The sequence below is a fragment of the Streptacidiphilus sp. P02-A3a genome (assembly GCF_014084105.1).
Classification (GTDB): domain Bacteria; phylum Actinomycetota; class Actinomycetes; order Streptomycetales; family Streptomycetaceae; genus Streptacidiphilus.
On the sequence record NZ_CP048289.1, the window covers coordinates 7,860,073 to 7,883,826 of the forward strand.

The following is a 23,754-nucleotide window of genomic DNA, read 5'->3' on the forward strand; positions in this document are numbered from 1 at the left end:
AGGCGATCGGCGGGGTCAGTCCTTGGGGCGGTGCCGTCCGGAGAGGGTAAGAGCCCGCTGGTAAGACCAGTACATGAGCACCGCCGCGATCAGCAGGCACCACAGCGCGGCCGTCACCGGACGGCTGCCCAGCGCGAACGCCAGGGCCGGGACGGTGGTCAACGGCCCGGCGGCGTACCAGGCCAGGAAGATGAACGGGCCCATGCTGCCCGCTCCGCGCGGGGTGTACATGAGTTCCTGCCGGGACGGCCCACGGACGGCGTTGACCAGTGCCGCCGCGGTCAGCGGCAGCGCCGCCACCGGCGCCAGCCAGACCGCCGCGCTCTCGCCGAGGGCGGTGGCCACGGCCGCGCCGATGGTCATCAGCAGCACCGAGGCGACCGTCGGCACCAGCGCGTGCCGCAGCATGAGCTTGGCGTACGGGTAGGGCGACCAGCCCGCGCGGCGCGGGTCGTCGGCCTCCACCCGGGCGGGTTCGGCGAGCTGCGCGACGCCCAGGTAGCCGAGGGCGACCGCGAGCGCGGTCAGCAGCACCCGGTCCGCGCCCCGGGCGTCTGCCGCCGGACCGGCCAGCAGCAGCGCCGGGACGGCGAACAGCACCGCCCGGCCGAACCGGGAGGGGGCGCGCAGCAGCGCGGTCAGGTCGCGCCAGGGCACGATCAGCGCCGCCCGGCTCGGCGGCGGGATCCGCATCCTGACCTTGCGGCCGTGCTGGTCCGCCTGGGCCAGCACCAGCCGGGCCGACCGCAGTTCGGCGGTGCGCAGCGCGGCGGCCACCCCGGCGGCGGTCCGCGCCCGCAGCCGCAGGCTGCCGAGCGGGATCCCGGCGGCGGCCCGGTGCGCCCAGAGCAGCGCGAGCACGGTCAGCACCGCGAGCAGCGGCGCGGCGACCCAACCACCGGGCAGCGCGGCGTGGGTGGGGGCCAGCCCGGCCAGCGCCGACCAGCCCCACGGCCCGGACCACAGCTCCGCCCGCTCCAGCCCGGTGACCCGGTGCCCGAGCACCGCCAGCACGCTCTGCACCGCGAGCAGCATCACCAGCAGCGCCACCACCGGTGAGCCCCGGCGCACCCAGCGGGCGACCCGGGTGGAGCGCTCGACCAGTACCGCGCCGGCGGTGGCCAGCAGCGGTACGCAGATCCCGCCGATCAGCGCCCAGCCGAGGGCGGAGCCGAACGGCACCTTCTCCATCAGGCCCAGGGCCACCGCCGCCGCGGCGGCGGCCAGCAGTCCGGGCACCACCGCGATCACGCAGGACACCCAGAACCAGGGCCGGAGCACCGGGCCCGGGCGGACCGGCTGCATCAGCAGCCAGTCGACGGTGGCGCGGGGGGCGACCACCGGGCCGCGCCACAGCGCGTCCCGGGCCACCATCAGCATCAGGCCCAGGCTGAGCGCGCACACCCCGGACGGCAGCGCGGCCAGCAGCCTCGGGCCGTCGGCGGTGTAGTCGGCGCCCATCGAGGCGTTGGCGAAGAGTCCGAGCGAGAACAGCCCGCCCCAGGAGAGCACGAACAGCACGAAGCTGTAGACGGCGTAGCCGATCTGGCCCGCCCGGGAGCGCCGGTGCGGGGCGCGCAGGGCGCGCAGCAGCTCCAGCGTCTCGTCGGTCCAGTCGCCGGTCTCGACCTTCTCGGCGGTGGCCTCGGCCTCGTCGCCGCTCCGGGCGTCGGCGTTGGCGTTCGCCTCGGCGTCGCCGCTCACCGCTCGCCGCCCAGGGCGCTGCCGGGGAAGGCGGTGGGCAGCACGTTCTGCGGGGCGCCCTGGGCCAGCACCGCGCCGTCCTCCAGCAGCACCACCCGGTCGGCGACGTGGAACGCCAGGTCGGGGTGGTGGGTCGCGAGCAGCACCGCGACCCCGTCGGCCAGTTCGGCGCGCAGCAGCGCGGCCAGGCGCTCCCGGGCGCCGGGGTCGAGCCGCTGCTCGGGCTCGTCCAGGATCAGCAGGTCGCGCGGGCGGACCAGCGCGGCGGCCAGCAGCAGCGACTGGAGCTGGCCGGAGGAGAGCGAGTCGGGCAGCACCTCGGCGTGCTCGGCCAGGCCCCGGTCGGCGAGCGCGCGGTCGACCCAGGTCAGCGGGTCCTCGACGCCGTGGGCGACGGCGACCAGGGCCAGGTGCTCGCGGACCGTCAGGTCCGGGTAGCAGGCGGAGACGTCGCCGACGACGGCCAGCCGCGCGCGCACCCGGGGGTCGTTCTCGTCCACCGGTTCGCCGTCGAGCTTGACCGTGCCGCTGGTGGGGGTGTCCCGTCCGGCGGCGAGCCGCAGCAGGGTGGACTTGCCGGAGCCGTTGTGGCCGACCAGGGCGACGCACTCGCCCGCGGCGATGTTCAGGTCGATCGGCTGGAGCGCGAGTCGGCCACCGTAACGCCGACTGACCTGGCGGAGTGCCAACAGGGGTGGACGTGCGGCCTTCTTGGGCTTAGCCATACTCGCTGCGGCCTCTCAAAAAACACGAAAAGGCCCTTGCGGGCCTTCGACTGCTGCTGTGCTGGGGTACCAGGACTCGAACCTAGACTAAATGAACCAGAATCACTCGTGCTGCCAATTACACCATACCCCATTGCCCGCACAAACCGGCCTGCCGGTGAACGGTGCGAGAAGAAGCCTACCTGACCTGCGGGCCCGCGCGCGCCAGGGCGCGGAACGCGCTGCGGGAAAAGCCGGTGGCCCGGAAAGCGGTCAGGCCCCCGGCCGGAGCCGGGGGCCTGACGTCGCTACTCGCGTACCCCCGACCGGATTCGAACCGGCGCTACTGCCGTGAGAGGGCAGCGTGCTAGGCCGCTACACAACGGGGGCGAGCTTGGTGATCCTACGTCATCGCCTCGGAGAATGATCGTTCCGATGGCAAGGGTTTTGGATCTGGTACCCCCGACCGGATTCGAACCGGCGCTACTGCCGTGAGAGGGCAGCGTGCTAGGCCGCTACACAACGGGGGCTTGTATCTCTATTTCCTGCGGTACTGCTGGTACTGCTCATACTGCTCGTTCACTGCTCGGGTAATGCGTACCCCCGACCGGATTCGAACCGGCGCTACTGCCGTGAGAGGGCAGCGTGCTAGGCCGCTACACAACGGGGGCATCGAGAGTATTCTCTCGACTGTGCAAGCCTCGTTCTGGCGAGGACTTACGCTGGGGTACCAGGACTCGAACCTAGACTAAATGAACCAGAATCACTCGTGCTGCCAATTACACCATACCCCATTGGCTGTCCAGGTGATCTTGGTGAGAACCTTTCGGTCTCCCCCGTCCCTCCCGGGCGGCGCAACAAGAAGAACACTACCCGATCCTGGGCACCGCTCCAAAATCGATTAGCTCCAGCACTCCGGGCAGGTCAGCGAGGGTGCCGATGCGGTGGACGCCGGGCGGGGCCGGAACCGGGCCGAGGGCCGGGCGGTCCAGCCACACCGGATGCAGCCCGGCGCCGAGCGCCCCGAGGGCGTCGGTGGTGAGCTTGTCGCCGACGTAGACCACCCGCTCCGGCGGCAGGCCGAGCGCCGCGCAGCCCGCCCAGAAGGCCTCCGGGGCCGGTTTGGCGCAGCCGATGTCGTCCGAGCAGACCAGGCTGCGGAAGCGGCGGTGCACACCGAGCCGCTTCAGCTTGCGCCGCTGGTGCACCGTGGAGGAGTTGGAGAGCAGGCCGTGCGCGTAGCCGTCGCGCAGCTGGTCCAGCACCGGGAGCACGTCCGGGAAGAGCCCCCAGTGCCGTTCGTAGCAGCGGATGTAGCGCTTGAACCAGGCGGCGGCGGCCCGGTCGCCGGGGAAGGTGCGGCCGGCGCGGGCGGCGAAGGTGTGCGCCCGCTCCAGGCGGTGCTCGTGGAAGCCCAGCTCCCCGGCGAGGAACCTGGCGTAGGCCCGCTCCATGTCCTCCCGCCAGAGGCCGAGGGCCTGCTCGGGCGAGTCGAACTCGCCGAGCAGGCCCTCGGTGCGCAGGTGCTCCACGATCCCGGCGGCCTCGGCGCCGGTGTAGTCGAAGAGGGTGTCGTCGATGTCCCAGAGGATCCCCCGCGCGTCCGACGGAACGTCAGCCACGCTTGACCACACGGTTGCTGAGGGTGCCGATGCCCTCGATCGAGACCGCCACCTCGTCGCCGACCGCCAGCGGGCCGACCCCGGCCGGGGTGCCGGTGAGCACCACGTCGCCGGGCAGCAGCGTCATCGCCTCGGTGATGTGCACGATCAGGTCCGCCACCGAGCGCACCATCTGCGAGGTGCGGCCGGCCTGCCGCAGCTCGCCGTTGACGGTGCAGGTGACCGCCAGGTCGGCCGGGTCCAGGTCGGTCTCGATCCAGGGGCCGAGCGGGCAGGAGGTGTCGAAGCCCTTGGCCCGGGCCCACTGGCCCTCGCGCTGCTGGACGTCGCGCGCGGTGACGTCGTTGGCGCAGGTGTAGCCGAAGACCACCTCGGGAACCCGCTCACGCGGCACGTCCCGGCACATCCGGCCGATGACCACGGCCAGCTCGGCCTCGTACTGGACGTCGGAGGAGAACGGCGGGTACGCGATGTTCTCGGTGGGGCCGATGACGGAGGTCGACGGCTTGAAGAAGGTGAGCGGGACCTCCGGGACCTCGTTGCCCAGCTCGGCCGCGTGCGCGGCGTAGTTGCGGCCCACCGCGACGATCTTGTTCGGCAGCATCGGCGGCAGCAGCCGCACCTCGGACAGCGGCCGGACCTGGCCGGTGGGCTGGAGCTCACCGAAGGGGTGCCCGGACAGGACGTGCAGGGTCAGCGTCTCCGGTTGCGCGGCGTCGCCCTCGACGACGCCGAAGGAGACGGTCCCTTCACTGGAAAACCTGGCGATGCGCACGGTGGCTGGTGCCCCTTCGGACGGACGGACGGATCATGCCCAGCCTATCCGGCGGGCATGGCGGGGGCCCTGCCGGATTCGCTTCGGCAGGGCCCTGTCAGGTGCGGTTTCCGGCCGCCCGGGTGAACGGGCGGTTCCGGGTGGGCTCAGACGGCCTCGGGGCGGGGCGGCGCGACCATGAGGTTGATCCGCCGGGGGTTGGCGGTGGTGCGGGGCAGTTCGACCGGCTCGGTGGCGGAGGCGCGCAGCGCGGGGCCGCCGTTGACGGGCAGGGTGTCGAGCGTGGTCCGGCGGGGGTTGGCGGTGGGACGGAAGCTCATCGTCGTCTTGGTGGACACGCGGACTACCTCACTCATATGAAGACGCAGGAGAAGAACCGGGGGCGGTCAGTTGCACATCCAGGATCTCATTCCACAGGAAGCCTGCTTCGCACTACCCAAACCGCTGTGATTTTGGTCACTTATCTCCTCGAAAGTTCCGACAGTTACGACATTGTGCCCTTGGGAGGTAACCCGACATCAGTTTCATACCGGACAAAATCATCACTCGGCGTCACCCCATCCGAGGAGGAATCCACGTGCACGTGTCCGAAAGGTGCACTATTCCAAGGGTGCAGGCATACCGATCGCGCCCACGCGAACACGCACCGTAGCCAAAACGACTACCCGCCGTCGCCCCTTGTTGCTGGTCCGGCACTGTGCTGGAATGCCACGGACCGCCGGAGGCCACCCCTCCACTGCGCTACTGCCAGCGCCGGGGCGCACTCCACGGCGGCACACGGGCACCCATCAGGGGTTCCAGCGGAATCCCGCGCCCGCCCGAAACTCGACACCGTCCTGACCGCGTTCACGCGGTGGGGCGCCTGGTCCAGAGGTTGCGACGCTAGTGCAGGGACGTATCAAGAGGGGTGGCGGCGGCCCGGGCGACCCGGCGGACCGCGAAGCAGCCATTCGCCAGCAGCAGACACCGCCGGCGGCGCCGTCCGCCGAGGCCGGTCGGGACGGGCAGGGCGGGCAGCAGCCCGCCGGCCCCAAGGGCGGCCCGAGCGAGGGGAAGAACAGCAAGCCCACCACCTCCGAGGGCGCCAAGGGCCGGGCCGGGCGGATAGCCACGCCCAAGGTCCGCGGCGTGCGCCGGTACGGGTTGAGCAACTGGCGCATCCGTACCCGACTGATCGCGCTGCTGACGCTGCCGGTGATCGCGGCCATCATCCTCGGTGGCCTGCGCATCCAGACCTCGCTGTCGGCGGAGAACCAGCTGACCAACGTGGCCAACCTCGGTAGCATCGCCAGTTACGCCACCAACCTGGCGGACCAGCTGGAGACCGAGCGGGACACCCTCGCCGGGACGGTCACCGCGACCGGCAACCGCCTGGCCGACAACGTGGCCGCGGCCGAGAAGTCCACGCTCACGAACATGACGCACTTCGTCACCCTGACGAACCAGCTGAACCTGGCGACCCTGCCCGGCGGCGGCATCGACGTCCACACCATCCAGATCGACCTGAGCCTGCTCTCGACCTACCGCACCCAGGACTTCGCCCAGGGCGGCGGGAACATCCTGCAGTCGGTGGCGGACTACGACGGCCTGATCCAGCAGCTGCTGTCACTGAGCTCCGACGTCGCGCTCACATCGAGCAACGAGCAGCTGCTGACCGCCACCCGGGCGCTCCAGGTCTTCTCGCAGTGGAAGGACGACCAGTCCGTCGTCCAGGCCGTGATCAGCGCCGGTCTGGCCTCCGGCAAGCCACTCGGCAACGAGGACCGCAACTACGCCCAGAGCGCCTGGCAGAACGGCCAGACCCTGGCCAGCGAGTTCCCCTCGCTGTACGGGGCCGCGGCCAACAACATGACGCAGAGCTGGGCGAACAACACCAACATCAGGACCACCAACTACTTCACCAACACGGTCCTGCCCTCGGCCTTCGGCTTCCAGAACTACGTCGGCAAGGGCGAGTCGCTGCCCTCCTACTCGGCCTGGGACGGCGAGTCGGCGACGCAGATCAACGAGATGGCCCAGGACGAGACGTCCATCATCACCGACCTGAACAACCAGGTGCAGCAGCTGCAGAAGCAGGCGCAGACGGACGTCGTGCTGAACGCGATCCTGATCGCCCTGGTGCTGCTGGTCGCGGTGATCGGCGCCGCGCTGGTGGCCCGCTCGATGGTGCGCACGCTGAACAAGCTGCAGACCGCCGCCGAGGACGTCGCCGAGCACCGGCTGCCGGAACTGGTGCACACGCTCTCCGAATCGGACCCGCAGGACGTCGACACCTCGGTCCAGTCGATCGGGATCAACACCACGGACGAGATCGGGCACGTGGCCCGGGCCTTCGACCAGGTGCACGCGCAGGCGGTGCGCCTGGCCGCCGAGCAGGCCCTGCTGCGAGGCAACATCAACGCGATGTTCACCAACCTCTCGCGCCGCTCCCAGGGCCTGATCCAGCGCCAGCTGTCGATGATCTCCGAGCTGGAGAGCCGCGAGGCCGACCCGGACCAGCTGGCCAGCCTCTTCAAGCTGGACCACCTGGCCACCCGTATGCGCCGCAACGGTGAGAACCTGCTGGTCCTCGCGGGCGAGGACCCGGGCCGCCGGTGGACCCGCCCGGTGCCGCTGGTCGACGTGCTCCGCGCGGCCGCCTCCGAGGTGGAGCAGTACGAGCGGATCGAACTGGCCTCGGTGCCCACCGCCGAGGTCGCCGGACGCGTCGTGAACGACCTCGTCCACCTGCTCGCCGAGCTGCTGGAGAACGCCACGTCGTTCTCCAGCCCGCAGACCCGGGTCCGGGTCACCGGCCACGCGCTGCCGGACGGCCGGGTGCTGGTCGAGATCCACGACACCGGCATCGGCCTCTCCCCCGACGACCTCGCCGAGATCAACGAGCGCCTGGCCAACCCGCCGGTGGTGGACGTCTCGGTGTCCCGCCGGATGGGCCTGTTCGTGGTCGGTCGGCTGTCGCTGCGGCACGGCATCCGGATCCAGCTCCGCCCCAGCGACTCCGGCGGCACCACCGCGCTGGTCATGCTGCCGGTGGACGTCACCAACGCGGCCGAGCGCCGGGGCCCGGGTGCGCCCGGACAGGCCCCCGGCCAGCGTCCGCAGAACGGCCCCGGCCTCACCGGCGGCCCGCAGCGCGGCGCCGTGCCGCCGTCCCAGGGGCGGACCCCGCTCGGCGGCGCTCCCAACGGCGGCCCGGGCGGACGCCCGTCGCTGCCCGGTCAGCCGGGGCAGCCGGGGCAGCCGGGTCAGCCCGGCATCGGTCAGGGCCAGCCGGGCCAGGGTCCGGGCCAGGGCCAGCAGGGTGCGCAGCAGTCGGGCCAGTCGGGCCTGCCGCCGCGCCGTCCCAAGGCGACGCTGCCGCAGGGCAGCACCGCGCTGACCGGCCAGCTGCCCCCGGTCGGGCAGCAGTCCGGCCAGCAGCTGCCGCGCCGCGACCAGCAGGGCCAGCAGGGGCTCGGCCAGCAGGGCCTCGGCCAGCAGGGACCGGGCCAGCCGGGTCAGTCGGGCCCGTCGGCGCCGAACCAGCCCACGCAGCCGCAGCAGCCCAACCGGCCGCTGCCGGTGCGCGGCCAGGCTCCGAACCAGCCGCAGCAGCCGGGCCCCGGCCAGCAGGGACCGGGCCAGCAACGCCAGGGCCAGCAGGGTCCCGGCCAGCAGGGTCCCGGCCAGCAGGGTCCCGGGCAGGGTCAGTCGCAGCTCGGGCAGCAGCAGGGTCGGCGGCCGCAGTCGGCCGCGCAGCCGCAGCCGCCGGTGCCCTCGCCGCTGGACGAGCACAGCACCTGGGCCGAGCAGCCGCAGCACGGTTCGCCGGTCACCCGGCCGCTGCCGATGGACATCCCGGACGGCAGCCTGCCGTACGGCCGCAGCCACTTCGAGGACGAGCAGCAGGCCCGCCCGGCCGCGCCGCAGCAGCCGCTGCCGCCGCGCCCGGTCGCGCCGCAGCCGGTCGCCCCGCAGCAGCCGCTGCCGCAGCCGGTCGTCCCGCAGCAGCCGACGCCGATGCCCGCCCCGGTGCAGCCGCAGGCCCCGCAGCCGGTCCAGCAGCAGCAGGACGCCGCCGACCACCCGTTGACGCGGGCGCTGCCGCCCGCCGAGGCGGACGCGGCCCGCTCGCCGATCTTCGAGGCGATGGAGTCCAACTGGTTCCGCAGCGGTCGGGCGGACCGGATGCGCGCGGTGCAGGTCTACGGCGACCCGGCCGCGGCCCCGCAGCAGCCCGAGCAGCAGTCCGCGCCGCAGCGTCCGCAGCAGCAGGCACCGGCCGCGCAGCCGCAGGCCCAGCCGCCGCTGACGCAGCGTCCGGTGCCGCAGCGCGGGACCGGCGCCGGCGCGCCCGCGGCCACCGGCTCCGCGCCCTGGCGCTCCTCCTCCAACGACGAGGTGTGGCGCCGGGCCGAGCAGGTCCGCGAGCCCAGCGCGGGCGGCGTCATGCCCTCCGGTCTCCCCCGCCGGGTGCCGCAGGCGAACCTGGTTCCCGGAGCCGCCGAGGCCGCGCCGGACAACGGACCGCAGGTCTCCCGGTCACCCGAGGAGGTCCGCGGGCGGCTCACCAACCTGCGACGGGGGATCCAGCAGGGACGCAGCGCGGGAACGGCTAACCCGTCCCAGGACAACGGCCCGTACGGCACGAACCCCCACCAGGAGCGTTGATTCAGATGAGCCAGATGTCCCAAGCGGCACACAATCTGAACTGGTTGATCACCAACTTCGTGGACAACACCCCCGGGGTGTCGCACACGGTGGTGGTCTCCGCCGACGGCCTCCTGCTGGCCATGTCGGAGGGCTTCCCCCGGGACCGCGCCGACCAGCTGGCGGCGGTCGCCTCCGGGCTGACGTCGCTCACCCAGGGCGCCTCCCGGATCTTCGAGGGCGGTCGGGTCACCCAGACCGTGGTGGAGATGGAGCGCGGGTTCCTCTTCATCATGGCCGTCTCCGACGGCTCCTCGCTGGCCGTACTGGCCTCGCCGGACAGTGACATCGGCCTGGTCGGCTACGAGATGGCACTGCTGGTCGACCGGGCCGGGGACGTGCTGACCCCGGCGCTGCGCGCCGAACTCCAGGGCAGCCTGCTGCACTGAGGCGCCACGGACCGTCCACCTGGACCCCGCACCACCACCCAGCCGCGGAGAGGCAAGACGGACCGCTGCACGTCAAGGAGGACAGATGACCCCGCCCAATGGCCCGAACGGTCCCTACGGCAACGCGGGCGGCGCCCAGCAGCCGCTGGTACGGCCGTACGCGATGACCGGCGGCCGTACCCGGCCCCGGTACCAGCTCGCGATCGAGGCCCTGGTCTCGACCACGGCACGGGCCGACCGGGCGGGGTCCCTGCTTCCCGAACACCAGCGGATCGTCCAGCTGTGCCGCGAGGTGAAGTCCATCGCGGAGGTCTCCGCGCTGGTGCCGATCCCGCTGGGTGTCGCCCGCATCCTCGTCGCCGACCTGGCCGAAGCCGGCCTGGTCGCGATCCACCAGCCCGCCGCCGCCGCACCGGGCGGCGGTGCCCCGGACGTGACTCTGCTCGAAAGGGTCCTCAGTGGACTACGCAAGCTCTAGCCCCACGGCGCCGGCCTCGACCCGCGCCACCACCTCGGCCAAGATCGTGGTCGCGGGCGGATTCGGCGTGGGCAAGACGACCCTCGTCGGCGCGGTCTCCGAGATCAACCCGCTGCGCACCGAGGCCGTCATGACCTCCGCCAGCGCCGGCATCGACGACCTGACCCACGTCGCCGGGAAGACCACCACCACGGTCGCCATGGACTTCGGCCGGATCACCCTCGACGAGGACCTGATCCTGTACCTGTTCGGCACCCCCGGACAGGACCGCTTCTGGTTCATGTGGGACGACCTCGTCCGCGGCGCCATCGGCGCCGTCGTCCTGGTCGACACCCGCCGCCTCGCCGACTGCTTCCCCGCCATCGACTACTTCGAGAACAGCGGCCTGCCCTTCGTCGTCGCCCTCAACGCCTTCGACGGAACCCAGACCCACAACCCCGAAGAAGTCCGCGAAGCCCTCCAACTCAGCGTCGACACACCCATCATCACCACCGACGCCCGCCGACGCGACAGCGCCAAATCCGCCCTCATCACCCTCGTCGAACACGCACTGCTCGCCCGACTCCGCTGAACCGCGACTCCGGGGGGAGTCGGCCGGGTCACACCTGATTTCATAACGGTTAGGCAAGCAATTCCAGCGATCGGCTCACCCAGTGTGGCCGATCGTGCACCCTGCGCCCATCCCGATGGGCGCATTCGCCACCACTGGGGCCCTATGCCCCGATTTCTCATCACAGCGGGGGGCTCCAGCAGGTGTTTGGCCCGTACACCGCGTACGTGCTGAAATTCCAGCGATCCGCGCAGATCTGTAGAACTGGCCACCCCGGCCGAGAGGTTGTTGTCGAGTGAGGCAGAAGAAGGCAGACCCCGGACCACGGCAGGACAGTGCTCCCCCCGTGGGCGACGGCGGCGCCAACTGGCGCTTCCGCAACTGGCGTGTCCCCACCCGGCTGACGGCCATTCTGCTGGTGCCCGTGCTCACCGGCGTCACCTTCGCTGGGCTGCGGGTCAAGGACCAGCTCGACCTGGCCAACACGGCGAAGCAGAACGAGCAGATCGCGGTGCTGGTTCGCGACGCCGCCACGGTCGTCGACGACCTGGAGACCGAGCGCGACCTCGCGGTCGCCCCGGAGCTCGCCGGGGTGCGCGACAACCCGGCGGTGCTCACCGCGCAGCGGCAGACCAACACCGACATCACCACGATGTTCGCCGCGGCCTCCTCGGTGCACAGCGACGCCCAGATCTCCACCGACCTCAGCAACTTCCGCAACCTGGAGTCGCTGGACCTGGGGATGCTGCGGAGCAACGGGAACAGCAAGTCGCTGGACCCGGTCACCACCAACGCCGACTACTCGAACCTGTTCTTCGACCTGATGGGTCTGGACAACGAGCTGAGCTTCGGCAACAACGACGTCAACAGCCGCGGCCGCGAGCTATACGCGCTGACCCTGGAGAAGGCCTCCACCTCCAACGAGCGCAACCTGGTGACCGTCGCCCTGGTCTCCGACCGGATGCCGACCGCGCTCTCGGTCGGGGTGCAGACCGCGAACAAGCTCACCTCCACCGCGTACGGCCAGTTCGTGGTCTCCGGCATCCCCACCGACCAGGCGCTCTACAAGCGGACGGTGACCGCGCCGCAGATCACTCCCACCGAGGACCAGCTGGAGACGCTGGGCCTGGCGAACAAGCCGCTGGCGTCCTCCGGGGTGACCGCCGACTCCTGGTACAAGTCGGCGACCGACCTCATCCAGCAGGAGCGCTCGGTCGAGTCCGCGCTGACCGACCAGATCGTGCAGGACGCCAGGACCGGCCAGCACAACGCCGACCAGCAGGCGATCATCCTCGCCGCCGAGGCGCTGGCGGCGCTGCTCGCGTCCGCGCTGCTGACCATGGTCATGGCCCGCTCGATGGTGCGCGGGATGCGCACCCTGCGCGACAGCGCCCAGGACATCGCCAGCGAACGGCTGCCGGACCTGGTCCGCAAGCTGTCCAAGACCGACCCCGAGCGGGTGGACACCACCGTCGCCCCGATCCCGCTCACCGGCCGGGACGAGATCGGCGAGGTCGCCCGGGCGTTCGAGGACGTGCACCGTGAGGCGGTCCGGCTCGCCTCCGAGCAGGCCATGCTCCGGGGCAACGTCAACGCGATCTTCACCAACCTCTCCCGCCGCAGCCAGGGCCTGATCGAGCGGCAGCTGGCGCTGATCACCGAGCTGGAGACCAACGAGGGCGACCCGGACCAGCTGGAGAGCCTGTTCAAGCTGGACCACCTGGCCACCCGCATGCGCCGCAACGGCGAGAACCTGCTGGTCCTCGCCGGGGAGAGCGCCGGACGCGAGTGGAACGACCCGATCCCGCTGGTGGACGTGCTCCGCGCGGCCGCCTCCGAGGTGGAGCAGTACGAGCGGGTCGAGCTCAGCGGCATCCCGGAGACCGACGTCATCGGGCTGGCCGTGACCGACCTGGTGCACCTGCTGGCCGAGCTGCTGGAGAACGCCACCACCTTCTCCAGCCCGCAGACCAAGGTCCGGGTCACCGCGACCCGGCTGCCGGACCAGCGGGTGCTGATCGAGATCCACGACAAGGGCATCGGCCTGACCGCCGAGGACTTCGCCGCGATCAACAGCAAGCTGGCCGACCCGCCGACGGTGGACGCCACGGTCTCCCGGCAGATGGGCCTGTTCGTGGTCGGCCGACTGGCCGAACGGCACGGCATCCGGGTCCAGCTGCGGCCCTCCGGCGAGTCCGCCGGAACCACCTCGCTGGTGATGGTCCCCGACCACCTCACCCAGCTGCCCCGGGTGGGCGAGCCGGAGGAGCAGTTCACCGTCTCCCGGGTCTACCCGGAGACCGGCACCGGCGAGTTCCCCCAGGTCGGCGGCCGCTCCGCGAGCGACCTGGGCTTCGACGACAGCCGCTACGAGCCCACCCCGGCACTGCCGGAGGCCGAGCAGCCGGCCGCCGCGCTCGGCCCGGTGCAGCGGGCGCTGCGCCTCGGCCAGCGGCGCGAGACGCAGGCGCTGGAGCCCGGCGCCCCCCAGCCCGGCCAGCCGACCGCCGGGTCGGCCGCCCCGGCCCCGGCCGCCCCCGCTGCCCCGACCGCACCGGCCGCCCCGGCCGCCCCGCAGCCGGAGGCCGCGCCGGAACCGCGGTACGACCCGGGCTTCGCGCCCTTCGGCGGCGAGCGGTACCCGGAACAGGCCCCCTACCAGGAGCCGTACCCGGCCGAGCCCTACCCGCCGGAGACCTACACCGCCGAGCCCTACCAGGACGGGCAGCGGTACGCCGCCGACTTCGACACCGCCGGTCCCTACGACGACGGCTTCCCCACCACCTCCTTCCCGGCCGCCGCCTTCCAGGACCAGCCCTTCCAGGAGCAGCCCTACGAGGAGCAGCCCTACGGCCAGGACCCGGCCTACGGCGAGCAGCCGTACGCCGGAGCCCCGGCCGCCGCCGCGGCCCCGGCCTACGAGGAGCAGGCGTACGAGGAGTCCGGCTACGAGGAGTCCGGCTACGAGGAGTCGCCCTACGGGCAGTCCTACGAGGGACGCCCCTACGCGGCCCCGGACAGCAGCTTCGAGGTCGGCCGGTACACCGCCGCCGACTTCGACTCGGCCAGCTTCGAGCCGACCCGGGCCGAACCGGCCGTACCCTCCGCCTCCGGCGACGGCTTCGACAGCACCTTCGACAGCGGCTACGACCGCTTCGGCGGCTCTGGCGGCTACCCGCAGCAGCCGTACCGGGCCGAGCAGCCGGCGCCGCCGGTGGAGCCGCTGCCCCGGCCCTCGCTGCCGCAGCGGCCCAGCCCCGCGCCCGCGCTGCCGCAGTCGACCGGCGGCGGGCTCCCGCAGCGCCGCCCCGGCCAGGCCCTCGGCGGCCGGGCGATCGGCGGACGCGAGTCCGGCGAGCATCCCAACTGGTTCACCGGCGCCCGTGAGGACAGCGGTTCGGCCGCTGCCGCGCCGCTCCCCCAGCCCACGGTGGAGGCAGTCCGCGCGCCCGTCGCCGGAGGCACCACCGAGGCCGGACTCCCCCGCCGCGTGCCCCGGCAGAACCTGCTGCCGGGCAACGTCCAGGGACCCGGTACTGATTCGCAGAACCCCGCAGCACAGCTGTCCCGCAACCCCGAGGAGGTCCGCGGACGGCTCACCAACCTGCGCCGCGGCGTCCAGCAGGGCCGCAGCGCGGGCGACACTCCCCTCCCCGACCAGCACGGCGGCGCCGACCTGTTCGGCAGCCCGAACCACCCGGAGCGTTAGCAGTGAGTCAGATGTCCCAGGCGGCACAGAACCTGAACTGGTTGATCACCAACTTCGTGGACAACACCCCCGGGGTGTCGCACACGGTGGTGGTCTCCGCCGACGGCCTCCTGCTGGCCATGTCCGAGGGCTTCCCCCGGGACCGGGCCGACCAGTTGGCGGCCGTCGCCTCCGGCCTCAGCTCGCTCACCCAGGGCGCCTCCCGGATCTTCGAGGGCGGCAAGGTGACCCAGAGCGTGGTGGAGATGGAGCGCGGGTTCCTCTTCATCATGGCCGTCTCCGACGGCTCCTCGCTGGCCGTGCTGGCCTCGCCGGACAGCGACATCGGCCTGGTCGGCTACGAGATGGCACTGCTGGTCGACCGGGCCGGGACGGTGCTGACGCCCGCCCTGCGCGCGGAACTTCAGGGCAGCCTGCTGTACTGATCGCCCCCTGCGACCGCCCTTCAGCAGGTTTACTAGCCCCAACAGCTCCACCCGCGCCGCCCGCATGTTCGACAAGAGCCGCAAACGCCCCGTCGCCCCACTGTGAGGAGGAACCGTGACACCGTCCGAGGATCAGAGCGGTCAGTACGGCACCGGCTATCCCGGTACAGGTCATGACGCGTTCGGCGGTCCCGGTGGCGGCTACGCCCCCGGATACCCCGGTTATGACAACAACCCGTACCAGGACAGCAGTTACCCCGCCCAGACCGGCTACGCCGGCGGCGCGGGGTATCGCGAGGAGTACCAGGACGATGCGTGGAACCGCCGTCCCGGCAGCGCCCCGCGCGCCCCGGAGCCGGAGCCGGACGAGGGCCCGCTGATCCGCCCGTACGCGATGACCGGCGGCCGTACCCGGCCCCGGTACCAGCTCGCGATCGAGGCCCTGGTCTCCACCACGACCCCGCCGGAGCGCTTCGCCACCCTCCTCCCGGAGCACCAGCGGATCTGCCACCTCTGCCAGGAGATCAAGTCCGTCGCGGAGATCTCCGCGCTGCTGACCATCCCCCTCGGTGTCGCCCGCATTCTCGTCGCCGACCTGGCCGAGTCCGGCCTGGTCGCGATCCACCAGCCCGCCGCCGGTGGCGAATCCGGTGGCACGCCCGATGTGACTCTGCTCGAAAGGGTCCTCAGTGGACTACGCAAGCTCTAGCCCCACGGCGCCGGCCTCGACCCGCGCCACCACCTCGGCCAAGATCGTGGTCGCGGGCGGATTCGGCGTGGGCAAGACGACCCTCGTCGGCGCGGTCTCCGAGATCAACCCGCTGCGCACCGAGGCCGTCATGACCTCCGCCAGCGCCGGCATCGACGACCTCAGCCATGTCGCGGACAAGACCACCACCACGGTCGCGATGGACTTCGGCCGGATCACGCTGGACCAGGACCTGATCCTGTACCTGTTCGGCACCCCCGGACAGGACCGGTTCTGGTTCATGTGGGACGACCTCGTCCGCGGCGCCATCGGCGCCGTCGTCCTGGTCGACACCCGCCGCCTCGCCGACTGCTTCCCCGCCATCGACTACTTCGAGAACAGCGGCCTGCCCTTCGTCGTCGCCCTCAACGCCTTCGACGGAACCCAGACCCACAACCCCGAAGAAGTCCGCGAAGCCCTCCAACTCAGCGTCGACACACCCATCATCACCACCGACGCCCGCCGCCGCGACAGCGCCAAATCCGCCCTCATCACCCTCGTCGAACACGCACTGCTCGCCCGACTCCGCTGAACCGCGACTGCGCTGAACCGCGACTCCGCTGAGACCCCTCCGGGCCGAAGCCCTTCGAGGCAACGCACCGAGGCCGTGTGATGCGGCGGCATGCCACTGCCGCCGCGTCCCACGGCCTCGGCGTTCGTCGGGCCCCCACGGCCCCCACTCGGCTGCTCAGTCCTCCTCGGGCTCCAGGCCCGCGCGGACCAGGCCGAGCGTGTAGGCGTCCTCCAGGGCCTGCCAGGAGGCGGCGATGACGTTCTCGGCCACCCCGACCGTCGACCACTCGACCTTGCCGTCGCCGGTGGACACCAGCACCCGGGTCATCGAGGTGGTGCCGTGCTGGCCCTCCAGGATCCGCACCTTGTAGTCCACCAGCTCCAGGTCGACCAGCTGCGGGTAGAACGGCTCAAGGGCCGTGCGCAGCGCCCGGTCCAGCGAGTTCACCGGGCCGTTGCCCTCGCCGGTGGCGATGATCCGCCGACCCTTCAGCAGCAGCTTCACCGTGGACTCGTTCGCCTGGGTGCCGTCCGTGCGCTGCTCGCTGATGGTCCGCCAGGACTCCAGCCGGAAGAACCGCCGCCGGTGGCCGTTGACCTCGTCGCGGAGCAGCAGCTCGAACGAGGCGTCGGCCGCCTCGTAGGTGTAGCCCCGGTTCTCCCGCTCCTTGACGGTGGCGACCAGTCGGCCCACCGTCTCCCGGTCCCGGGACAGGTCGTAGCCCAGCTCCCGGGCCTTGAGCTCGACCGAGGCGCGCCCGGCCATGTCCGAGACCAGCATCCGCATGCTGTTGCCGACCAGCGCCGGGTCGGTGTGCTGGTACAGGTCCGGGTCGACCTTGATCGCGGAGGCGTGCAGTCCGGCCTTGTGCGCGAAGGCGGAGACCCCGACGTACGGCTGGTGGGTGGACGGGGTGAGGTTGACCACCTCGGCGATGGCGTGCGAGATCCGGGTCATCTCGGCCAGCGCGCCGTCCGGCAGCACCCGGCGGTCCAGCTTGAGTTCGAGCGCGCCGACGACCGGGAAGAGGTTGGCGTTGCCGACCCGCTCGCCGTAGCCGTTCGCGGTGCACTGCACGTGGGTGGCCCCGGCGTCCACGGCCGCGAGGGTGTTCGCGACCGCGCAGCCGGTGTCGTCCTGGGCGTGCATGCCCAGCCGCGCGCCGGTCTGCGCCAGTACCTCGGCCACCACCTCGCGGACGCCCGAGGGCAGCATCCCGCCGTTGGTGTCGCACAGCACCACCACGTCGGCCCCGGCCTCGTGCGCGGTGCGGACCACCGCCAGCGCGTATTCGCGGTTCGCCTTGTAGCCGTCGAAGAAGTGCTCGCAGTCGACGAACACCCGGCGTCCCAGCGACCGCAGGTGGCGGACGCTGTCGGCGACCATCGCCAGGTTCTCCTCCAGGGTGGTGCGCAGCGCGAGCTCGACGTGGCGGTCGTGGGACTTGGCCACCAGCGTGATCACCGGGGCGCCGGACGCCACCAGGGCGGCCAGCTGGGCGTCCTCGGCGGCGCTGCCGCCCGCGTGCCTGGTGGCGCCGAAGGCCACCAACTGGGCGTTCTTCAGGTCGAGTTCAGTGGCGGCCCGGGCGAAGAACTCCGTGTCACGGGGGTTGGCGCCGGGCCAGCCGCCCTCGATGAAGCCGACGCCGAAGTCGTCCAGGTGGCGGGCGATGGTGAGCTTGTCGGCGACGGTGAGGTGGATGCCCTCGCGCTGCGCGCCGTCACGCAGGGTGGTGTCGAAGACGTGGAAGTCGTCTTGGAGGGTCATGGCCTGGGTCTCCTGTCCGGGGGCTGGGGTGCCCCGGCAGGCCGACCTGCCTGCCGGGGGCTCCGACTCCACTGTGCTCCCTCACCGCGCCACCGTTCGTCCGCGACGAACTCCTGTTGGGAGTCGCCGGGCAACGAAAAAGACCCCTCGCGGGTGCGAGAGGTCTGCGCGCGGGTCTGAACACAAGGTGTCCGTTCCGCTTACGGGTCTGTCGTACGGAACGGTCACTGCGGACCGGCGCGCCTGCTGCCAATAATGAGCGCTAGCGAGGACACGCTCGCAGTCTGCCACAGGGCGCGCCGCGCGGGACGGATGATCTCAGCATCCGGGACCGGGGCGGGTGGCGACTCAGAACAGCTTGCTGGTGTCCAGGTCGAAGCCGAAGGGCTGGGGCAGTGTGAGCGGGTCGCCCGGCTTGGCGACAGCGGTGATCGAGTAGTCACCGTGCTTGGGGTCACTGTGCAGTATCACCAGCTCACGCTGCCGATCAGCCAGCAAGTACAGCGGAACTCCTGCGGCGGCATACCCACGACGCTTCCCTTCGCCATCCCTCTGAGGGTCCCGGGAGGTCACTTCGAGGACCATCAGTACGCCGTCCGGCTTGGACCAGGACCCCTGGTCGCTGAGCACCGCCTCCCAGACATAGGTAGCGTCGGGAATGAAGCGCCCATCGGGAACGATCAGACCCTTAGTGCCGGCGATTTCCAAATCAGCGGGTCCCAGGCTGTAGATCTGCCGGTTGACCAGGCTGATCAACCTCTCGTGCTTGCCGTCTGGCGACGGTGTCACGATGATCTCCCCCTCGATGAGCTCTGCCTTGAAGCCCTCAGGGGTCTCCAAGGCCAGGAACGCCTCCAGCAGTCCCTCGGGCTCGCTCCCGCCAAGCTCAGCGAAGTCGATTGTTGCTGCGGACATGGCCCCTCCCTTCCGGTGCTCACTGCTCAACGAGTGGTACGAGTCGAGGTTACGCATGTCCCGCCGCCGCCGCCCGGGTTCGGGCGGCGGGGGCGGAACGGCTCGGGCTCGGGCTCGGGCTCGGGCTCAGGCGATGCGGTGCATCCAGTTGTGGGTGTCCTCGCGGCGGCCGGTCTGCAGGGCGAGCAGGGTCTCGCGGAGCTTCATGGTGACCGGGCCGGGGTTGCCGTCGCCGATCGTCCAGTCGCCGCGCGCGGACTTGACCGAGCCGACCGGGGTGATCACCGCGGCGGTGCCGCAGGCGAAGACCTCGGTGAGGGTGCCGTCGGCGCTGCTGTTGCGCCACTCGTCGGTGGAGATCTTCCGCTCCTCGGTGGCGTAGCCGAGGTCCGCGGCGATGCCGAGCAGCGAGTCGCGGGTGATCCCGGGCAGCAGCGAGCCGGAGAGCTCCGGGGTGACCACGCGGGCGTTCTCGCCCTCGCCGAAGACGAAGTACAGGTTCATGCCGCCCATCTCCTCGATCCAGCGGCGCTCGATCGCGTCCAGCCAGACCACCTGGTCGCAGCCCTGGGCGGCGGCCTGGGCCTGGGCGACCAGCGAGGCGGCGTAGTTGCCGCCGCACTTGGCGGCACCGGTGCCGCCGGGCGCCGCCCGGACGTACTCCTCGGAGAGCCAGACCGAGACCGGCTTCACGCCGCCCGGGAAGTAGGCCCCGGCCGGGGAGGCGATCAGCAGGAAGAGGCACTCGTTGGCCGGGCGGACGCCCAGTCCGACCTCGGTGGCGATCATGAAGGGCCGCAGGTAGAGGCTGGCCTCGTCCTGGGTGGGCACCCAGGCGGAGTCCTGCTGGACCAGCGCCTCGACGGCCGCGACGAAGGTCTCCTGGGGCAGCTCGGGCATGGCAAGGCGCCGGGCGGAGGCCTGGAAGCGGGCGGCGTTGGCGTACGGACGGAAGGTCTGGATGCTGCCGTCGGCGGCACGGTAGGCCTTCAGCCCCTCGAAGATCGACTGGCCGTAGTGCAGGATCGCGGTCGCCGGGTCGAGCTCCAGCGGCCCGTAGGGGACGAGCTGGGCGTCGTGCCAGCCACGGCCCTCGGTCCAGCGGATGGTCACCATGTTGTCGGTGAAGAAACGGCCGAAGCCGGGATTGGCGAGCCGCGCTGCGCGCTCCTCGGCGGCAAGGGGATGAGCCGAGGGCTTGAGCTCGATCTCGATGGGGGAGGTCATGGCGGATACATCCTTCACCGTGTCGTCATGGCGGGCCGTGCGAAACGTATCGCCGACCCATGTCGATGGTCGCACTTTCCCGGCCTGGTCGAACAGCCTGCGCGAGCGGGCATACGACAAAGCGGCCCGGAAGGCGCGTGCCGGTAGCGGCGGGGTCACAGGGGGTGCTGACCAGCCGGTACGGGGCTCGCTGTCTTCCGGACCGCTTTCGGTCCGTGATTCGCAGGTGCCGGCTCGGTCAGCCGGCTACTCGGGCGGCGAGGGCGTCGCCGATCGCCGAGGTGGAACGGGACGCCTGGCCGACGCGCTCGGCGAGGTCCGCCGCGACGGCGGACTCGATCCGGGCCGCCGCGTCGTCCAGGCCGAGGTGCTGGAGCAGCATCGCGACCGAGAGGATGGTGGCGGTCGGGTCGGCCTTGCCCTGTCCGGCGATGTCCGGGGCCGAGCCGTGGACCGGCTCGAACATCGACGGGAACTCACCCGCGGGGTTGATGTTCCCGCTCGCGGCGAGGCCGATGCCGCCGGTGACGGCCGCGGCCAGGTCGGTCAGGATGTCACCGAAGAGGTTGTCGGTGACGATGACGTCGAAGCGCTCGGGCTGGGTGACGAAGAAGATCGTCGCCGCGTCGACGTGCAGGTAGTCGGTGCTGACCTCGGGGAACTCGACCGCGACCTGCTGGAAGACGCGCGTCCACAGGTGTCCGGCGTGGACCAGGACGTTGTTCTTGTGGACCAGCGTCAGCTTCTTGCGCGGGCGGGCCTGGGCCCGGGCGAACGCGTCGCGGACGACCCGCTCGATGCCGAAGGCCGTGTTCAGGCTGACCTCGGTGGCCACCTCCTGCGGGGTGCCGGTGCGCAGGCTGCCGCCGTTTCCGGTGTAGGGGCCCTCGGTGCCCTCGCGGACGACCACGAAGTCGATGTTCGGGTCGCCGGCCAGCGGCGAGTCCACGCCGGGGAAGAGCCGCCCCGGGCGCAGGTTGACGTGGTGGTCGAAGGCGAAGCGGAGCTTCAGCAGCAGCCCGCGCTCCAGCACCCCGGAGGGGACGGAGGGGTCGCCGATCGCGCCGAGCAGGATCGCGTCGTGGTCCTTGAGCTCCGCGAGCACGCCGTCCGGCAGGGTCTCACCGGTGGCGTGGTAGCGGCGGGCGCCGAGGTCGTACTCGGTGGTCTCCACCTTGGTGTCGGCGGGCAGGGCGGCATTGAGGACCTTGAGTCCTTCGGCCACGACTTCCTGGCCGATACCGTCACCGGGGATAACTGCGAGGCGGAGAGTACGAGACATGGCGGGGACCCTACTCCTGGTTTCACCTGTCGGTCGGCTGCCGTCCGAATGATGGGACAGCCGACCGAGGGCCGACGGACGGATGTGCGACGGTCGAGCGACCGTCAGAGGTGGTCGTGCCCGGTGACGCCGCCGTTGTCGCGGCGGTCGAGCGCCCGCTGCAACGCGGCGGCGGCGTTGGCACGCTCACTGCTGCGCTCGGGACGGCGGCGGGACGGACGGGAGGGGGTCTGCGGGCGCAGCTGGTCCATGATGGACTCCGATCGCTCGGGTCACATGACATGCCGACGGCGTGTCACAGCGAGGTTGGGGGTGCGTGGCCGCGCAGGGGTCGCCTGCGGCACGGGCCGAATCAGGTCTGGCTGGAGATTCAGCGGACTGCCTGATGACCTCACGTTACGACAGCGAGCTGGAGCTGTCTGCACAACTACTTGGATTTCCTACTATCTGAGATGGGCCCACCCGGACGGACGCCCCGGAACCGGGTCCGGCCCCGGTGGGACGGGTCGGTCAGGACCGGGCGATCGTCTCGTGGTGGCGGATGACCTCGGCGATGATGAAGTTCAGGAACTTCTCGGCGAAGGCCGGGTCCAGCCGGGCGTTCTCGGCCAGCTCGCGCAGCCGCGCGATCTGGTCCCGCTCGCGGGCCGGGTCGGCCGGGGGCAGCCGGTACTCGGCCTTGAGCCGCCCGACCTCCTGGGTGCACTTGAAGCGCTCGGCCAGCATGTGGACGATGGCGGCGTCGATGTTGTCGATGCTGCCGCGCAGCCGCGCGAGCTCGGCCGTCGCGGCGGCGTCGACGCCCGTGTCGGCTGCGTTCTCTTCACTCATGATGTCCCCCGGTCGGGCGAGTCTGGGCAGTACGGTCGGTCCTCCGACGCGCCCAGGATACCGATTCGGCGTTTGCCCCCGGATCATGTAAAGTTTTCCGAGTCAGCAGGCGCCGCTAGCTCAGTTGGTTAGAGCAGCTGACTCTTAATCAGCGGGTCCGGGGTTCGAGTCCCTGGCGGCGCACAGCAGGCAGTTTGTTCAGGGTCCCTCGCCTCGGCGAGAGGCCCTGAACGTTTTCCGCCCCTCCCGCGCCCGCGCTCAGACCCGCCGCCGGTGGCGGCGCAGCAGCGCCAGCCCGAGGCCGATGCAGCCGACGGACAGCAGGGCCCCGACCGGCAGCACCCAGACGCCGAGGTGGCCGGGCTTCCTCCGGTCGGCGGACACCGCGAGCGTCGGCACCGGCGCCAACGGGTCCGTCGCCCGCGCCAACGGCCCCTGCGCGGGCCCCGCCGGGATGCTGTCGGTCAACGCCTCGCGCGGCCGCGCGACGCCGTAGCCGTAGTGCGGGTCCGGAGTGGTCTGCCCGGGCTTGGCATCGGGGTCGATGGCGGACTTGATCAGCCGGTTGATGACCTGCCCGGCAGTGAGCCCCGGAAACCTCGCCCGAACCAGCGCGGCGATGGCAGAGACGTAGGCGGTGGCACCGCTGGTGCCGTTGCCCAAGGCGTACTGCGTGTCCGTGCCGCTGTCATCGCCGAGAACGTTGCTGCCCGGCCCAGTGAGGACGATATGCGGGCCGTAGTCAGAGCCTGACCAGATACTGCCGTCCTGGTTCGCACCACCGACGTCCACAACCCCGGGGAAGGACGCGGGGTAGTTGCTCACCTCGGCGCCGTCATTGCCGGCGGCAGCGACCAGCACGACGTTGTGTGCCTCTGCGTAGGCGACAGCGGACTGTTCGATGGCACTGGGGGTGACGCCCGCAATCGACATGTTGATGACACCGACGCCGCGACTCACCGCGTAGCGAATGGCCCCTGCGATCTCCTGATCGTAGTTCGCATCCTGGAGATCAACGACAAGGGGCAGCAGTGTGACTCCCGGTGCCAGCCCCCTGATGCCGTCCGAGTCACCGGGCCCATGCCCATGCCCCGCGATAAGGCTGGCCATCATCGTTCCGTGGCCAGCATTGGCGGCTTCGTCGTAGCTGGCGGGGGCGAAGTCCTTCCCTGGCAGGAACTGCCCGGTCAGGTCCACATGGGTCGTACGGAAGCCAGTGTCGATGACGGCGACAACCTGTCCCTTGCCGGTCGTGACGGGCCAGATCTTCTGCGCGGCACCGTAGGCCTGCAATGGCCACTGCTTGTTCCGCGCCGCATCGGCGTGCGCGGCCGGTGCCATCGCCGTCAGCAGCACTCCCAGCGTGGCCATCGCACCGGCGAAGCGCCATGTCCTTACACACCGCATGCGCTGATTCTCCAA

The 23,754-nt window shown here is 71.3% G+C and carries 20 protein-coding genes and 6 tRNA genes; 9 read left to right on the forward strand and 17 right to left on the reverse strand.

What is annotated here, in order from left to right:
• Positions 1 to 15: 15 nt before the first annotated feature.
• From GXP74_RS33060 to GXP74_RS33105, 10 genes are all read right to left on the reverse strand, one after another.
• The gene (locus tag GXP74_RS33060) at positions 16 to 1,704 is read right to left on the reverse strand and encodes a DUF6297 family protein (protein WP_182454933.1); all 1,689 of its coding nucleotides are present in this window, start codon (positions 1,702 to 1,704) and stop codon (positions 16 to 18) included.
• A complete protein-coding gene (locus GXP74_RS33065; RefSeq protein WP_182454934.1) occupies positions 1,701 to 2,429 on the reverse strand; it encodes an ATP-binding cassette domain-containing protein in 729 nt (242 codons plus the stop codon). The genes GXP74_RS33060 and GXP74_RS33065 overlap by 4 nt, the downstream gene beginning before the upstream one ends.
• Before the next feature lie 61 nt (positions 2,430 to 2,490).
• A tRNA-Gln gene (locus GXP74_RS33070) sits at positions 2,491 to 2,562 on the reverse strand.
• A gap of 163 nt (positions 2,563 to 2,725) precedes the next feature.
• Positions 2,726 to 2,798, reverse strand: a tRNA-Glu gene (locus tag GXP74_RS33075).
• A 64-nt stretch (positions 2,799 to 2,862) separates the two neighbouring features.
• Positions 2,863 to 2,938 (reverse strand) — tRNA-Glu (locus GXP74_RS33080).
• Positions 2,939 to 3,006: 68 nt separating this feature from the next.
• Positions 3,007 to 3,079 (reverse strand) — tRNA-Glu (locus GXP74_RS33085).
• A 51-nt stretch (positions 3,080 to 3,130) separates the two neighbouring features.
• Positions 3,131 to 3,202 (reverse strand) — tRNA-Gln (locus GXP74_RS33090).
• 75 nt (positions 3,203 to 3,277) lie between these two features.
• Entirely contained in the window at positions 3,278 to 4,030 is a 753-nt protein-coding gene (locus GXP74_RS33095; RefSeq protein ID WP_182454935.1) for an HAD family hydrolase, read from the reverse strand.
• On the reverse strand, positions 4,023 to 4,805 hold the full coding sequence (locus tag GXP74_RS33100; protein ID WP_182454936.1) for a fumarylacetoacetate hydrolase family protein: 783 nt from the start codon (positions 4,803 to 4,805) through the stop codon (positions 4,023 to 4,025). The genes GXP74_RS33095 and GXP74_RS33100 overlap by 8 nt, the downstream gene beginning before the upstream one ends.
• 146 nt (positions 4,806 to 4,951) lie before the next feature.
• On the reverse strand, positions 4,952 to 5,143 hold the full coding sequence (locus GXP74_RS33105; protein ID WP_225448772.1) for a hypothetical protein: 192 nt from the start codon (positions 5,141 to 5,143) through the stop codon (positions 4,952 to 4,954).
• 547 nt (positions 5,144 to 5,690) lie between these two features.
• On the opposite strand from GXP74_RS33105, the gene GXP74_RS33110 reads away from it, so the two are divergent.
• From GXP74_RS33110 to GXP74_RS33145, 8 genes are all read left to right on the forward strand, one after another.
• Entirely contained in the window at positions 5,691 to 9,455 is a 3,765-nt protein-coding gene (locus GXP74_RS33110; protein ID WP_225448368.1) for a nitrate- and nitrite sensing domain-containing protein, read from the forward strand.
• 5 nt (positions 9,456 to 9,460) lie between these two features.
• Positions 9,461 to 9,883, forward strand: coding sequence for a roadblock/LC7 domain-containing protein (locus GXP74_RS33115; RefSeq protein WP_034090093.1), 423 nt, complete (start codon positions 9,461 to 9,463; stop codon positions 9,881 to 9,883).
• A gap of 85 nt (positions 9,884 to 9,968) precedes the next feature.
• The gene (locus tag GXP74_RS33120) at positions 9,969 to 10,361 is read left to right on the forward strand and encodes a DUF742 domain-containing protein (protein ID WP_182454938.1); all 393 of its coding nucleotides are present in this window, start codon (positions 9,969 to 9,971) and stop codon (positions 10,359 to 10,361) included.
• Positions 10,342 to 10,932: an ATP/GTP-binding protein gene (locus GXP74_RS33125; protein WP_182454939.1), complete on the forward strand. Its 591-nt coding sequence runs from the start codon at positions 10,342 to 10,344 to the stop codon at positions 10,930 to 10,932. Before GXP74_RS33120 ends, GXP74_RS33125 begins: the two co-directional genes overlap by 20 nt.
• A gap of 325 nt (positions 10,933 to 11,257) precedes the next feature.
• The gene (locus GXP74_RS33130; protein WP_182454940.1) at positions 11,258 to 14,620 is read left to right on the forward strand and encodes a nitrate- and nitrite sensing domain-containing protein; all 3,363 of its coding nucleotides are present in this window, start codon (positions 11,258 to 11,260) and stop codon (positions 14,618 to 14,620) included.
• A gap of 11 nt (positions 14,621 to 14,631) precedes the next feature.
• A complete protein-coding gene (locus tag GXP74_RS33135; protein ID WP_182456801.1) occupies positions 14,632 to 15,045 on the forward strand; it encodes a roadblock/LC7 domain-containing protein in 414 nt (137 codons plus the stop codon).
• A 115-nt stretch (positions 15,046 to 15,160) separates the two neighbouring features.
• Positions 15,161 to 15,754: a DUF742 domain-containing protein gene (locus GXP74_RS33140; protein WP_182454941.1), complete on the forward strand. Its 594-nt coding sequence runs from the start codon at positions 15,161 to 15,163 to the stop codon at positions 15,752 to 15,754.
• The gene (locus GXP74_RS33145; RefSeq protein WP_182454942.1) at positions 15,735 to 16,325 is read left to right on the forward strand and encodes an ATP/GTP-binding protein; all 591 of its coding nucleotides are present in this window, start codon (positions 15,735 to 15,737) and stop codon (positions 16,323 to 16,325) included. Before GXP74_RS33140 ends, GXP74_RS33145 begins: the two co-directional genes overlap by 20 nt.
• 156 nt (positions 16,326 to 16,481) lie before the next feature.
• Here GXP74_RS33145 and cimA read toward each other — a convergent pair whose 3' ends face one another.
• From cimA to GXP74_RS33175, 6 genes are all read right to left on the reverse strand, one after another.
• Positions 16,482 to 18,077 carry a citramalate synthase gene (cimA, locus tag GXP74_RS33150; RefSeq protein WP_182454943.1) on the reverse strand — a complete coding sequence of 532 codons (1,596 nt, stop codon included), beginning with the start codon at positions 18,075 to 18,077 and terminating at the stop codon, positions 16,482 to 16,484.
• 348 nt (positions 18,078 to 18,425) lie between these two features.
• A complete protein-coding gene (locus tag GXP74_RS33155) occupies positions 18,426 to 18,992 on the reverse strand; it encodes a Uma2 family endonuclease (RefSeq protein WP_182454944.1) in 567 nt (188 codons plus the stop codon).
• 126 nt (positions 18,993 to 19,118) lie between these two features.
• Positions 19,119 to 20,219 (reverse strand): branched-chain amino acid aminotransferase, encoded by a 1,101-nt coding sequence (locus tag GXP74_RS33160; RefSeq protein ID WP_182454945.1) that lies wholly within the window; start codon positions 20,217 to 20,219, stop codon positions 19,119 to 19,121.
• 238 nt (positions 20,220 to 20,457) lie between these two features.
• The gene (locus GXP74_RS33165; protein WP_182454946.1) at positions 20,458 to 21,501 is read right to left on the reverse strand and encodes a 3-isopropylmalate dehydrogenase; all 1,044 of its coding nucleotides are present in this window, start codon (positions 21,499 to 21,501) and stop codon (positions 20,458 to 20,460) included.
• A gap of 104 nt (positions 21,502 to 21,605) precedes the next feature.
• Positions 21,606 to 21,752: a hypothetical protein gene (locus GXP74_RS33170; protein WP_182454947.1), complete on the reverse strand. Its 147-nt coding sequence runs from the start codon at positions 21,750 to 21,752 to the stop codon at positions 21,606 to 21,608.
• A 259-nt stretch (positions 21,753 to 22,011) separates the two neighbouring features.
• Positions 22,012 to 22,332, reverse strand: coding sequence for a chorismate mutase (locus GXP74_RS33175; protein ID WP_182454948.1), 321 nt, complete (start codon positions 22,330 to 22,332; stop codon positions 22,012 to 22,014).
• Between the two features lie 109 nt (positions 22,333 to 22,441).
• Between GXP74_RS33175 and GXP74_RS33180 the strand changes: the two genes are divergently transcribed.
• Positions 22,442 to 22,515: transfer RNA gene (locus GXP74_RS33180), tRNA-Lys, on the forward strand.
• 75 nt (positions 22,516 to 22,590) lie between these two features.
• Here the strand turns inward: GXP74_RS33180 and GXP74_RS33185 are convergent.
• Positions 22,591 to 23,754, reverse strand: a complete 1,164-nt coding sequence (locus GXP74_RS33185) for a S8 family serine peptidase (protein WP_182454949.1) — start codon at positions 23,752 to 23,754, stop codon at positions 22,591 to 22,593.

Excerpts from the sequence above, each read along its gene's own strand:
- cimA (WP_182454943.1), bottom strand. The coding sequence starts at position 18,077 with ATGACCCTCCAAGACGACTTCCACGTCTTCGACACCACCCTGCGTGAC.
- GXP74_RS33115 (WP_034090093.1), top strand. The coding sequence starts at position 9,461 with ATGAGCCAGATGTCCCAAGCGGCACACAATCTGAACTGGTTGATCACC.
- GXP74_RS33160 (WP_182454945.1), bottom strand. The coding sequence starts at position 20,219 with ATGACCTCCCCCATCGAGATCGAGCTCAAGCCCTCGGCTCATCCCCTT.
- GXP74_RS33120 (WP_182454938.1), top strand. The coding sequence starts at position 9,969 with ATGACCCCGCCCAATGGCCCGAACGGTCCCTACGGCAACGCGGGCGGC.
- GXP74_RS33170 (WP_182454947.1), bottom strand. The coding sequence starts at position 21,752 with ATGGACCAGCTGCGCCCGCAGACCCCCTCCCGTCCGTCCCGCCGCCGT.
- GXP74_RS33165 (WP_182454946.1), bottom strand. The coding sequence starts at position 21,501 with ATGTCTCGTACTCTCCGCCTCGCAGTTATCCCCGGTGACGGTATCGGC.
- GXP74_RS33175 (WP_182454948.1), bottom strand. The coding sequence starts at position 22,332 with ATGAGTGAAGAGAACGCAGCCGACACGGGCGTCGACGCCGCCGCGACG.
- GXP74_RS33155 (WP_182454944.1), bottom strand. The coding sequence starts at position 18,992 with ATGTCCGCAGCAACAATCGACTTCGCTGAGCTTGGCGGGAGCGAGCCC.
- GXP74_RS33065 (WP_182454934.1), bottom strand. The coding sequence starts at position 2,429 with ATGGCTAAGCCCAAGAAGGCCGCACGTCCACCCCTGTTGGCACTCCGC.
- GXP74_RS33135 (WP_182456801.1), top strand. The coding sequence starts at position 14,632 with ATGTCCCAGGCGGCACAGAACCTGAACTGGTTGATCACCAACTTCGTG.